The following is a 12,024-nucleotide window of genomic DNA, read 5'->3' as shown; positions in this document are numbered from 1 at the left end:
TGAATTTTGGCAGCAAATAGATTAGGATATAATTTTTGTGAGAAAAGATATGAGGTGAGTAATATGAAACGAATAGTGCTTATGTGTAGTGTTTTTGTTTTCTTTACAGTAATATTAACAGGTTGTAACCTAAACCGTCTTGGTACAGATACATATTATGTGCAAATTACCAAAGATGGTGAAAAATTAAAAGAGAAAAATGTAAATGGGGATACGACTTACGAATATAAATTACCTGGATTTGATAAGGATGGTAAAGAGAAAGAAATGGAGTTTACAGCGTTAAAAAACCTTCGTAAAGAAGCATTTTTACGTATATATTACTCTGAGAAAAAAGGCGTGAAATCTTGGGAAGAGGTTAAGAAAGACGAACTCCCTACAAAAGTAAAAGAAAAATTAAAGGTGGATTAATATATATAAGTCTTTGTTAGAGCAATATATCCTCAAATTATTAGAATGTATATTAAAATAGGCTAAAGTTCTTCAGAGTTATAAAAGTAAGAGGCTGACAGTTATTGTCAGTCTTTTACTTTTGCAAGAAGAAAATATAAAAGACATTTAACAGGCGAAGTGTTGGATTATAAACGATTATTTAAGATTCAAAGCTACAACATACCTATTCCTGAACTATAATAATTTTAGGCCAGAAATAAGCTTCTAGTTTTGTTTAAGTATTTGTATTTGTATTAGTTTAAAGGCTTGATGATTGGTTATGATATAATAAAATTCAAGTATACTAAGGGGGATTAATGAGATGATTTTTCAAAGCATGATAACAGCTATTATAGAAAAATTACAAGAGACGGTGAATCCCTATTGGATAATTGTGTTTGGATCAATGGCTGAGAACAGAGAACGAGAAGATAGTGATATTGATATAGCTTATTTAAGTGACACAACTTTAGGGAACTATGAACGTTTTTTATTAGCACAGGAGTTAGCTAACATTGTTCATAGAGATGTTGATTTAGTTGATTTATCCGAAGCTTCTACAGTTTTTCAAGCTCAGATTATACATACAGGAAAGACAATATTTTGTTCGGATGAAAAACGTAAGGTTATTTTTGAAATGAAAACCTTAAAAATGTATTCAAAGTTGAATGAAGAACGACAGATAGTATTTGATGATATAAAGAAAAGAGGTTCTATATATGAAGAATGAGGTTATTTTAAATAAAATTTCTACAATAGAGCGTTGTATAAAAAGAATCCAAGATGTATATGGAAATGACCCTGAAAATTTAGAGGACTTTACAAAACAAGATTCAATAATATTGAACATACAAAGAGCTTGTGAAGCGAGTATTGATTTAGCAATGCATATTGTTGCAGGGAAAAAATTAGGACTACCCCAATCTAGCCGAGAGGCCTTTGATTTATTAGTTACAGCAGGACTACTTAGCGCAGAGCTGGCAAATAAGTTAAAGGCGATGGTTGGATTTCGTAATATTGCTGTACATGATTATCAAAGTGTAAATTTAGATATTGTTCGGCAAATTATTGAAAAACATTTAACTGATTTTAAACTATTTACAAAAGAAGTTATGGGGATATTAGAATTTTAGGTAAAAGAATAGAATAATTAAGTTAAGATAAATTAAAAAAGAGATCTAATAAATAGGTCTCTTTTTTAATTTCGAAAAACATTAAATAAAACCAGTCTCCATTCTTCACCAATAAACACATTAAAATAAATAGTAACGAATCTAGTTTAAAAATCATGTTTAGTAGTCTATTAATTATTATAGTTGTTCTGGTAGGCTACAACTTTGATGTCATCGATTTAAAAAATATAAGCAGAAGACCTAATAATTACAGAAATATTGTACCGCTTAATATTAAATTCTATAAAGTGTTATTGTATTAAGGAGAGGAAATATAAAAACTTTAGCATTATTATTTATAGATGTGATGGCTATCATATCTTTAGTATTGTTATATAAGGGAGAGCTAAAAATTAGCTGTATTTTAATGCTTATAACAATTGCATGTTTTTGTTTATACGTACATAAACGTTTGGAGTCCTTAAATATTGCTATGAATATAGTGAAACAATCAAGATAAAAGAAAAAAGTTTTTAAAAGATATTGCTACTTGCTTTAGCTTTATTCCAGAAATTAAGAAAGGTGATGTTAATGAAAAAATATTGGCATAAGCTATCGTTGCTTCAAAAAAATGTATTACTAACGGTATTAGTAATTCTGACCCTTGTTGGAAGTATGGGAGCGTTAAGTTTTAATATGTTTCAAAGTAGTATGATGTCTATATTTGAGAGGCAGTCTTTTGAAACAGGTGATTCGGTATTAAATCAATTAGATCTAGAAATAGTAAAAGATGTAGCAAAAGACCCCACAGCACAAAGAGTGAAGAAAGAAAAATTGACAGAGCAATTAGATAAAGCTATAAAAGATATGAAAAGTGTTGGGCAAACATATGTTACAGGAGCCAAGCTAAATGATAAAGCTGAATTACAAATAGTAGCTTTGGATACACAATTAGCAAATACTGTTTCTGTAAAACCAGGTGAATACTATAAGCAGCCTACTTATTGGATGAAAACATATGATAAAGTAATACAAACAAAACAGGCACAAATGACAGAAGTGTATGAAGATGAATTAGGGTTCTGGGTAACAATTTTAGAGCCAGTTACAGATGAAAATAAAAATATAATTGCAATTGTTGCAGCGGATTTGGATGCTTCTATTATTCCTCTTACAAAGAAACAATTTATGATACAAGGTTTACTATTTATTATAATTTCATTAACAATCGCAATTACAATTCAAATATTTATCTCACGAAACTCTCTATCGCCTTTAAAGGATTTACAAGAAGGGTTACGTAAAGTTGGTGAAGGGGATTTGAGTATTAAATTGAATGAAAGATCTGATGATATAGGAATAACTAATATCTATTTTAATAATACTATTAAAAAGTTTAATAGTATTATAGATAAAGTAAGGCAGACTGCTGAACAGGTGTCGACATCTTCACAGGAATTGTCGGTAAGTACAAAAGAGAATAGCATAGCCTTTAAAGAAATTGCAAGTGCTATTACAGGATTAAATTTAGGAGCACATTCTCATGAATATGTAGTGCAAAAATGTTTAGGGATTGTTCAAGAAATGGAAAGTAAGATGAAAGAAATTAAAGGAGCTGCAAAACAAGTTGGCAATGCTTTGGAAGACATGGACCAGCATTCTGTAGAGGGAAAAGATTTGATTAAGCAAATCGTGAATCAAATGAAAAGAATCAGAGATACAGTTCAGGATGTATCTTCTAGTATTTATGCATTAGAAGTACGATCTAAGGAAATTCATGAAATTCTTACTGTAATTACAACCATTTCAAATCAAACAAATTCATTAGCTTTAAATGCTTCTACTGAATCCTCATGTGCTGGAGAGTTGGGAGAAGAATTTTCAGGTGTTGCGGACGAGGTACGTATATTAGCGGAAAGAACCGAGGCATCTGCAAGGGATGTAGCTAAATTAATTGGTGAAACCCAGGCTGAAGCAGAGAGAGCTGTAAAATCCATACAGAAGAGTTCAAAGGAAGTTGAATCAGGAATAACACTTGTTCAAAGTAGTGGTGCTTTCTTTGAAAAGATTTCAGAATCTGCACAATCTGTTACAAATCAAATTAAAGCGAATTCGAATAATTCAAGTGACATTCTAAAAGATAATCAAACAATTGTTCAGTTTGTAAATGAATTATCACACATTGCAAATACATATGTGAATAGCAGTAGTAATGTGGAAACAAGTATGAAAGAGCAAGAACTATATGTACAAGATATTGCAGAGTTAGCAAATTCTTTAAATTGGCTGTCGCAAGAGTTACAGGGGTTAATAGGGGAATTCAATAGTAAGTAGGATAGGAGAAGGTGTAGGTATAGAGTATGACCTATACCTTTATTTATTCCCACATCAGAGATGAAAGCTTAGGTATATATGAAAAATAGCTAAACGAATAATTTTTTTGCATATTTTGTTGGAAATAGAGCATGATATTACCAAATTCAACGGAGGTGTTTAAAAAATGCAAATTCGCGAAAATAATAATTCAAACGAAATCTTAATAGCAGCTGCAGCAAGTGCAATTGAGCAAATGAAGTATGAAATTGCTCAGGAGTTTGGCGTTACACTTGGACCAGATTCAACATCACGAGCAAATGGTTCAGTAGGTGGAGAGATTACGAAACGTTTAGTTCGTATGGCGCAAGAGCAGTTATCTGGTCAATATAAAATTCACTAAAGTTAAAGGTATATCCCATTGAAGGGATATACCTTTTTAATTTGCTTTTAAAGAGAATCGTTACATTTTTTATTGTTGGTTAAGTTTAGAAACTGCAAATTTAGCTGTGAAATTCATTTTCTTCATGTAAGAAGAATTTACTCCTGCTTGAAATTGAACAGAAATATTACCGTCTTTTTGTGCTTTGAATACGCGACCATATGGTGAATTAGCATTGTATGTGCCAATTACTTGATTATCTGCATCAAAGACTGTATAAGAAATTGGGAACCCGGAATTTTGTACAAAGACTGTAAGTTCTTCCCCTTTACTAAGATTAAATGATTCTTTTTGAGAAACTTCATAGGAATTCATAGAGTAATATTTTGTAACTTCTTGAATTTCTAAATTCGTAGTTGCCGCACTCGCTTTTGGTGCCTCTACTCCTGGTAAATTCATACCTGATAGTACTGCAATTCCTAGTGCCCCTGCTAAAATAACTTTTTTCATAATGCTAGTTCCTCCTTTAATATATTTTGAGATTTGAAAAGGAAGTGAAAATACCACTTCTTGAAACCATTATAGTTACAATGAGAATGATTTTCAATATGGTTTGATATGTAATTCTGCATACATAAGGTGGCGCTATAAGATAATCTATCTGAGATTTAGAATATTCTTAGAAGAAGAGGAGGACAAATTTTTAAAACTATGAATGGAATTGTAGCTGTTTTTTTATATACGTTGGTTTTATAAGTGAATATTTCGTTGAGTTTATTTTTGTTCGTTTACTTTAAATGAAATATTTTCATGTTGATAAAGTTTTACGAATTGGGATTATTGAACAAAAATGAGATATTGTGTGTTATGCTAAAAGAGCTACAAAGCAAACCATCCTGATAATATTGTGTATATTTATCCTATGTATGTCGTTTGTATTAGAAATAAGAAGTCTCTTAAAAAGAGACTTCTTATTTTTGTATGGAGGGGTTATTACAGATGATTGATTACTATCAGATATTTTTAATTACCATGGCAGGTATTTCTTTATTTTTTTATATACAACATGCTGGAAAACCAACGAAAAGAAACAAATGGAAGTTTTTAATTATAGTATTTTTATTTTATCTTTTGAATTATTTATTCTTAAATTTGTATAGATAAATGTAGGAGGAGATACGTATTGAATTCTAAAATATAAGAAAAAGGAAGGTATAATCCTTCCTTTCATCATCCAGTATGTCCATGTGAATATTTAATAACATTTATGGTACTTTGAGAGCCTGTTGAAGAATTTGATCCAAAAGTTACTGTTACAACAATTAAGATACCCAGTAAGCTAACCGCTAATTTTTTCATTTTAATGCTCCTTTTTTAAAGTTTTTTTCACTGGCTTTACTAGCTTCATAAAAGTAATAGCTGGCTTTTTTATGATTATTTTCTTTGTAAAATTGGGTTGCTAGCTTTTCGGTATATTCATTTATATACTCATATAGTTCTTCGTGTTCAAAATAGGAAATTCCTTCTAAAACAGTTTTTTCTATATCAGTAGCACAACTATTTAGATTCATTTTTTCTAAAATCTTAAAGTGATGTATATAGCCTTCAATTCCCAATTGAGTAGAAAGCTGCAGGCCTTTTTTTATTAATTCTTGAGCAATTTGATGTTCTCCTAATTTATAATGTTCCCTAGCTTCAATAAAAACAGCTTTATAATCGCTAGGTAGCTTCTGATTAACTTCAGATAAATAACGTAATGCTACCTCGGATAAATTCTGTGTAGCATACATAAATCCTAGATTGTGACGAACAATCAAAATATTGTATTCTAAATTTTCTTTTTGGAATGTATTCATGGCCGAGATAAAGTGTTCCTCAGCTAATTCCCACTCCTTTAAATGAGTACAGGCTAATCCATATAGGTTATTACAGAAGGCAACTTTCAATTCATACCCAGGATGTTTTGAAAATATATCTTTCGCCTTCATTACATGATTAATACATAAAATCGATTTATGTGTATGACAATAGAAAATGGCCAACTCATAATGGAATTCAGCATGTTCAATCTCATCAGGAATTGTTTCTAATAGGTATTCAGCTTTATCGTAATGTATTTTTGCAAGGCTATGATTGCCGGTAACATTGGAATGAATGGCTTTAAAGAAGTGATAATAGTATGAAAGGAAATCGTCTGTAGGAGTTTTGTAAGCATCACTTTGTTTAAAGCTATCTTTAGAAATACTTAAGCTATCAATTAAATATTGATGTCTAAAATCTAGTAGTGAGTAGTATAATAATATCGTTTGATTTTCTTCTATATTATGGATTCTGTTTTCAATTTCTTGTTTAAGTAATTGAGCGGCGTCTACATGCCTAGCCCTAATTTCTTGATACCATTCATTTAATAAATGAGTTATTTGCTCGTTCCCCTGTATATGAACATTCATTGTTCAATTTCATCCTCTCCAAAGATATTATTCAGCAATTAGTATCATATCAGAATTTTCCTCTATCAAAATCTACTTAATAGCATTTATCAATATAAGGCGGAATATTCTATTAATTTATATTTATTGAGATTCAAGTAGTATGTATTATTGTAATTCCTGTAAAAATAACCTTTTTTCATTTAAAGATTTAATCAAAATATATTTCCTCAACAGGCGAAAAGGGAACCATACCTAATTAATTATGTATAGCGATAATAGAAAAATAGAAATAAATAATAAAGGGGAATTTGAATTGTTAGAGTTAAAAGAAAATCAAGAGAGAAAAGAAATCTTGGAAGAAGATGTAGAGGTATTAAAGGCGAAGGTACATCCAATACGGTTACAAATTGTTAATGAGTTAATGTACCATAAGACATGTAATATTACACAGTTAATAGAGATTTTAAATCTTCCGCAATCTACGGTCTCACAACATTTATCAAAATTGAGAGGAACCGTACTTCGTGCAGAAAGAAAAGGATTAGAAATACATTATTATATTGAGAATTCTAAAGCCCGTTAAATCGTCGGAGTTTTAAATATGTAAATTGGAAATAATATCAAAATCCCTTTTGTTAAATCGGGGATTTTTTATTTTTATTAAAATTTAAATATTTATATTAAAGTAAAAAACTATTTTCTTATTATAGAAATATCAAATAGGTCTTTATTAGTAAAAATATAGAAAAAAGAAAAATATGTTAATGTAATAACCGCGATATATTATTATTCGAAAAGGAGTGAGGGGAGTATATGTTAAAGAAGGGTGTAATGTTATTATTCTTTATTCTATCTATCTCGACATTTAGTATGGTAACTCACGTTGCTAATAGTTCTGAGTACGTGAATCAATCATTCTATGGGTATAAAGAACCGTCATTTACTTCAGCTAAAACAAATAGCGGATCAGAGTATGGTGGTCAAAATGTAGGGGTCGTGGAAAAAAGAGATAATGGTTGGTGGAAGATTGAAACATGGGAAGGTCCAGTTTAGATTAACTTAAATGGGGAAGAACGTGTCATGGGAGATTTCTATGCATATGATGAACCTTCTTTCTCATCAAAGGTTGCGAATGCTGGAGCGAAGTATGGAAGACAATCTTTTAGAATAGTAGATGGAACAACAGATGGTTGGCTGAAAATTAAGACGTGGGAAGGCGACAAGTGGATGAATCCGCATGAAACAGATTCGGGTTCTTCTAAATATCAAATGCCTATCCAAAATCCAAATGTTAGCTCATGGTATGGAAGTCGTTGGGGGACAGTGCATAAAGGTATTGATTTATCAGCGGCAAAGGGTACACCAATAATGGCATCTAAATCGGGAACTGTAGAACTTGCTGGTTTTGGTGTAAGAGGTCAAGGATTTGGTGGATATGGAAATGCGGTGGTTATTAGGCATGAAGACGGACTTTGGACATTATACGGTCATATGGACTCAATTTTAACTACTGTAGGGGCACATGTACAACAAGGTCAAGTAATAGGAAAAGTAGGTAGTACAGGTGACTCTACTGGGAACCATTTGCACTTCGAAATTAAGAATCAGTATATAGGTGGACAAGTAGATCCAAAACCATATTTACCATTTTAATAAACATTAAGTTTGAATAATTAATATACGATAAGAATAATATATTTATTGCATATTTAATAAAAGGACAGTTATCTAAGGATAGCTGTCCTTTTATAATTTATCAATTCCTTACTTTAATAATATAACTAGATGGAACGCTGCTATTTAGCAGCGTTCCATCTAGTTATATTATTCCTTTTAAATTAATTATAGCTATCAGCTATTACCATAAACTCTTTTAATAATACACCGCCTTCATACACTTTAACTTTTATTTTTCCAGCACTTAAATTAGTTAATCTCCCTTTATGAGAATCAACTTCCCAATGTCCGGTTTCACCAGATAATTTATAGTAATATTCGTTACTACCTGTATTTTTATTATATTTTACAGGTAAATTATAATACTGAAATTCCTTTATTCGATAACAAACGGTATTATTTGGACATGCTTCTTTTTTAGCTAATTTACTTGTGGGTAATTGTTGGCTATTATCTGCTGCAAATACTCCAACTGATCCAGAGAATAAAATGCCTGTGGTTAATACACCGACTACTATTTTTTTGAACATATTTACATCTCCTTTGATTTAAAAAAATTTTAAAATTAACTTGTTTTTTCTATAAATAAAACAAAAAACTAACATATTAAATTGTTAACTACTCTTAAAAACGCCTTTTTAATTTTGTGAAAGTTTCCTTTCATCATTTAAAAGCTGTAATATACCAAATAGCAATTACATTTCCATTTTTATCGAGTACTCTGCCTTCAGCTGCTCCTTCTTCATATGCTGTTACAACACCAGTTTTAGGGTTGACATAAATTTTATTTTTACTAAATAAGACATATTTGTATTGATTTCCGCTTGGCGTCATTGACCAAGGTTTCCCCACTTTAATGTGCATAAATTCACCTTGCACATCAGATACTTGATAAACCAATTTTGTTGATTCTGGATTGTTTACTGCAGCGTAAGTTTTAGTAGTAGCAAAAGTTCCTAAGCTTCCAATTCCAATGGTAGTAGCTAACGCAATTCCAACAAATTTTTTCATGTGATAATACCTCCTTTTTTAATTCATACCTGTATATTAAACGGTTAGTCTTTCATGTCACTTTCATTTACCTTACAATAACCTTAAATGTATTTTTGAAAATTCTGACTGATGCGAGGGAGAGTATGAAAAAAAATATATTAATTGTTGATGATGACAAAGATATTGTTGATCTTTTAAAGCTTTTTTTAGAAATGGAGAATTTTTTTGTTGTAGAGGCTTCAAATGGTGAAGGTGCTTTAAAGTGTCTAGAAGAAAATCATATTGATTTAGCTATTGTTGATATTATGATGCCTAAAATGGATGGTTATCAATTAATTAAAAAGATTCGTGAAACGCTACAATTCCCAATACTTATATTGTCAGCTAAATCTCAAGAAGTAGATAAAATTATAGGTTTAGGGATTGGAGCAGATGACTTCATTACAAAGCCATTTAGTGCTTTAGAAATTATAGCTAGAGTTCAAGCTCACCTTAGAAGGTCCTATGAATTTAATGATAAGGCTGTGGAAGGTAAGGAGAAGCAAATTCATATGGGTGATTTAATATTAGATCATCATTCTTGTACACTCTATAAATCAAGCGAAACCATTACTCTCAGTGCTACGGAATATAAAATCTTAACACTTTTTATGGGGGATCCAGGGAGAATATTTACTAAAAAACAAATTTTTGAAAGTGTATGGTCTGATTATTACTGTGCAGATGATAATACAATTATGGTTCATATTAGTAGACTACGAGAAAAATTAGAGGATTCTCCTAAGAATCCAGTTTATATAAAAACGATCCGGGGGCTTGGGTATAGATTTGCTAGGAAGGAAGAACTTTATGAAAAATAAAGTTTTATATATCTTAATTAAAAATTACGTTATATTTGCACTAGCAATAGGTTTCACGGTGATAATTTTATTTATATTTTTGATGTACCAAACAGAGAAGCAACTAGGAAAGCTAAATAATTTAAAAGCAAGTGAAGTAGTGCGTGAAAACTTTGAAACTATTAATTCAGAATCAATAGAATCATTTGGTGGTTGGGTAGAAATTCTTAATGAAAATTTACAAGTTATCTATACCAAAGGGGAAAAGAAGGATCAGCTTTTATCATATCCACAAAGAGAATTTGCTACTTTATTTTTTGATAATGATAAGCTCCCTTATTATTCATCTGTAGCAACATTTGTAACGAAAAAAGGTGAAACATTATATTGCCTTGTTAAGGTTCCTAAAAAAGCAATAAAGTATGAATATACGTTTTCTGATAAAAATGAGGAATACGTATATGTTTTTTATAGGATATTTTTTTCTACAATTGTTTTATTTTTTATATTTTTCTCTATGAATGTATATATATTTAGTAGGCAAATTGCTAGGAAAATAACTAGGCCATTGGATAAGCTAGCAACTGGATTTGAGGAAATTGCTAGTGGGAAATATGACAAAAGGTTAAACTATGAAACATATTTTGAGTTAATGCAAATACAACATTCGTTTAATGTTATGTCGGAAAAACTCGATAAAATAGAGAAAGAGAAGAAGAGGTTGGAAGAAACCAAGCAGAAGATGCTTGTAGATTTGTCTCATGATTTAAGGACACCAATTACAACCGTTCAAGGTTATGTTGAAGCATTACAACTAGGGATCATTACTGAAAAAAGTGAAAGAGAAAGAACTTTGAATGTAATATATAATAAGATTCGAATCATTGCGGTATTAACTGAAGATATTTTTGAACTGTCTAAATTAGAGCATTCTGATTACCCTTTTGAAATACATCCAACTGATGTATCTGAGTTTATTCGTGAATTGCTTGTAGAATATTATGATTTATTTCAAGCGAAGCGCTTAATCCTTCAATATCAAATTCCCTTTAAAGAAGTGATTGCTCCAATTAACAACAGGTTACTATCCCGTGCTATCTCTAACATAATATCTAATGCTCTACAGTATAATACGGCAGGTACGACCGTGTTTGTTTCGTTAATTGAGGATGAAAGCAAAGTCTATATAAACATCATAGATAATGGAATTGGAATACCTGAGGATATGAAACAAAGTATTTTTGATGCATTTGTTCGAGTAGATGATTCTCGAGAAAATAATGGGGGATCAGGTCTTGGATTAACTATTGCTAAGCATATAGTGGAGAAACATGGAGGGAAGATCAGTTTAGAGAGTGCAAAGAAACATACAAATTTTTGTATTTCTTTGCCTAAATTGAATGTGTAGGTATTTTATCGGTTTTGAGGTATTTCTGTTTATCATTTTAGCCAAGAAGGACTTTCCAACAATATTGTAATACCATCCGGTGGTGAAGTATACCACTTTCCAATAATAAATACTTATGCGCTTTTTTTGATTATAAGCGTTGGTTTTCAAAATAGGGTGCCTACCACACATGCCCATCAAGTTAAGAAATTATAATACCCCCAGAACGAAAATTTTTTGTGTGTTGTTCGTATTTATTGTTTTGGGATAACTCTCATTTTTGTTAGCTTGATAGTGATGGAGTACAGCCAGCAATGTAGGTTTAAAATAACATTATGCTGTTTATAAAAAACTGTTGGAATGGTGTGTAAAACCATACCACTAGTTAAAGAGAATATATATATGGCGGACCTTTTAAAATAGATATAATTCCGTGAAAATTATAGTAAGAAGGGCA

At 30.7% G+C, this 12,024-nt stretch carries 14 protein-coding genes and 1 pseudogene; 10 read left to right on the top strand and 5 right to left on the bottom strand.

From position 1 onward, the window contains the following. The first annotated feature begins 63 nt into the window (after window positions 1-63). The 5 genes from MR112_RS22995 to MR112_RS22975 all read left to right on the top strand — a co-directional run bounded on the left by MR112_RS22995 (window position 64) and on the right by MR112_RS22975 (window position 4,260). Window positions 64-411: a YxeA family protein gene (locus tag MR112_RS22995; RefSeq protein WP_071741273.1), complete on the top strand. Its 348-nt coding sequence runs from the start codon at window positions 64-66 to the stop codon at window positions 409-411. A gap of 343 nt (window positions 412-754) precedes the next feature. Beyond that, on the top strand, window positions 755-1,162 hold the full coding sequence (gene mntA, locus MR112_RS22990; RefSeq protein ID WP_061139845.1) for a type VII toxin-antitoxin system MntA family adenylyltransferase antitoxin: 408 nt from the start codon (window positions 755-757) through the stop codon (window positions 1,160-1,162). Beyond that, window positions 1,152-1,565: a type VII toxin-antitoxin system HepT family RNase toxin gene (gene hepT, locus MR112_RS22985; protein WP_061139844.1), complete on the top strand. Its 414-nt coding sequence runs from the start codon at window positions 1,152-1,154 to the stop codon at window positions 1,563-1,565. The genes mntA and hepT overlap by 11 nt, the downstream gene beginning before the upstream one ends. A 570-nt stretch (window positions 1,566-2,135) precedes the next feature. After that, on the top strand, window positions 2,136-3,878 hold the full coding sequence (locus MR112_RS22980) for a methyl-accepting chemotaxis protein (protein ID WP_242245449.1): 1,743 nt from the start codon (window positions 2,136-2,138) through the stop codon (window positions 3,876-3,878). Between the two features lie 166 nt (window positions 3,879-4,044). Next, the gene (locus MR112_RS22975) at window positions 4,045-4,260 is read left to right on the top strand and encodes an alpha/beta-type small acid-soluble spore protein (RefSeq protein WP_001167049.1); all 216 of its coding nucleotides are present in this window, start codon (window positions 4,045-4,047) and stop codon (window positions 4,258-4,260) included. Between the two features lie 69 nt (window positions 4,261-4,329). On the opposite strand, the gene MR112_RS22970 is transcribed toward MR112_RS22975, so the two are convergent. The 3 genes from MR112_RS22970 to MR112_RS22965 all read right to left on the bottom strand — a co-directional run bounded on the left by MR112_RS22970 (window position 4,330) and on the right by MR112_RS22965 (window position 6,689). Continuing rightward, a complete protein-coding gene (locus MR112_RS22970; RefSeq protein ID WP_084065910.1) occupies window positions 4,330-4,749 on the bottom strand; it encodes a hypothetical protein in 420 nt (139 codons plus the stop codon). Window positions 4,750-5,469: 720 nt separating this feature from the next. After that, window positions 5,470-5,598 carry a hypothetical protein gene (locus MR112_RS28825; protein WP_000732002.1) on the bottom strand — a complete coding sequence of 43 codons (129 nt, stop codon included), beginning with the start codon at window positions 5,596-5,598 and terminating at the stop codon, window positions 5,470-5,472. After that, entirely contained in the window at window positions 5,595-6,689 is a 1,095-nt protein-coding gene (locus MR112_RS22965; protein WP_088339004.1) for a Rap family tetratricopeptide repeat protein, read from the bottom strand. The genes MR112_RS28825 and MR112_RS22965 overlap by 4 nt, the downstream gene beginning before the upstream one ends. 295 nt (window positions 6,690-6,984) lie before the next feature. Here MR112_RS22965 and MR112_RS22960 point away from each other — a divergent pair, with 295 nt between their 5' ends. The 3 genes and pseudogenes from MR112_RS22960 (at window position 6,985) to MR112_RS22950 (ending at window position 8,324) form a co-directional block, all read left to right on the top strand. Beyond that, entirely contained in the window at window positions 6,985-7,254 is a 270-nt protein-coding gene (locus tag MR112_RS22960; protein WP_242245448.1) for an ArsR/SmtB family transcription factor, read from the top strand. A gap of 230 nt (window positions 7,255-7,484) precedes the next feature. Further along, window positions 7,485-7,911: pseudogene (locus tag MR112_RS28985) on the top strand (hypothetical protein); the annotation flags it as partial. Next, a complete protein-coding gene (locus MR112_RS22950) occupies window positions 7,899-8,324 on the top strand; it encodes a M23 family metallopeptidase (protein WP_370658499.1) in 426 nt (141 codons plus the stop codon). The pseudogene MR112_RS28985 and the gene MR112_RS22950, both read left to right, overlap by 13 nt. A 185-nt stretch (window positions 8,325-8,509) precedes the next feature. Here MR112_RS22950 and MR112_RS22945 read toward each other — a convergent pair whose 3' ends face one another. Both MR112_RS22945 and MR112_RS22940 read right to left on the bottom strand, forming a co-directional pair. Beyond that, entirely contained in the window at window positions 8,510-8,878 is a 369-nt protein-coding gene (locus MR112_RS22945) for a hypothetical protein (protein WP_000473547.1), read from the bottom strand. 133 nt (window positions 8,879-9,011) lie between these two features. Beyond that, window positions 9,012-9,359 (bottom strand): hypothetical protein, encoded by a 348-nt coding sequence (locus MR112_RS22940; RefSeq protein WP_242245445.1) that lies wholly within the window; start codon window positions 9,357-9,359, stop codon window positions 9,012-9,014. A 125-nt stretch (window positions 9,360-9,484) separates the two neighbouring features. On the opposite strand from MR112_RS22940, the gene MR112_RS22935 reads away from it, so the two are divergent. Together MR112_RS22935 and MR112_RS22930 are read left to right on the top strand one after the other, a co-directional pair. Beyond that, a complete protein-coding gene (locus tag MR112_RS22935) occupies window positions 9,485-10,201 on the top strand; it encodes a response regulator transcription factor (RefSeq protein ID WP_242245444.1) in 717 nt (238 codons plus the stop codon). Next, a complete protein-coding gene (locus tag MR112_RS22930; RefSeq protein WP_242245443.1) occupies window positions 10,191-11,588 on the top strand; it encodes a sensor histidine kinase in 1,398 nt (465 codons plus the stop codon). The genes MR112_RS22935 and MR112_RS22930 overlap by 11 nt, the downstream gene beginning before the upstream one ends. The last annotated feature ends 436 nt before the right edge of the window (window positions 11,589-12,024 follow it).

The organism is Bacillus cereus group sp. BfR-BA-01330 (assembly GCF_022663885.1).
Lineage (GTDB): Bacteria > Bacillota > Bacilli > Bacillales > Bacillaceae_G > Bacillus_A > Bacillus_A cereus.
The sequence above is the reverse complement of the archived record's forward strand: the minus strand, read 5'-3'. Positions and strand labels throughout refer to the sequence as shown.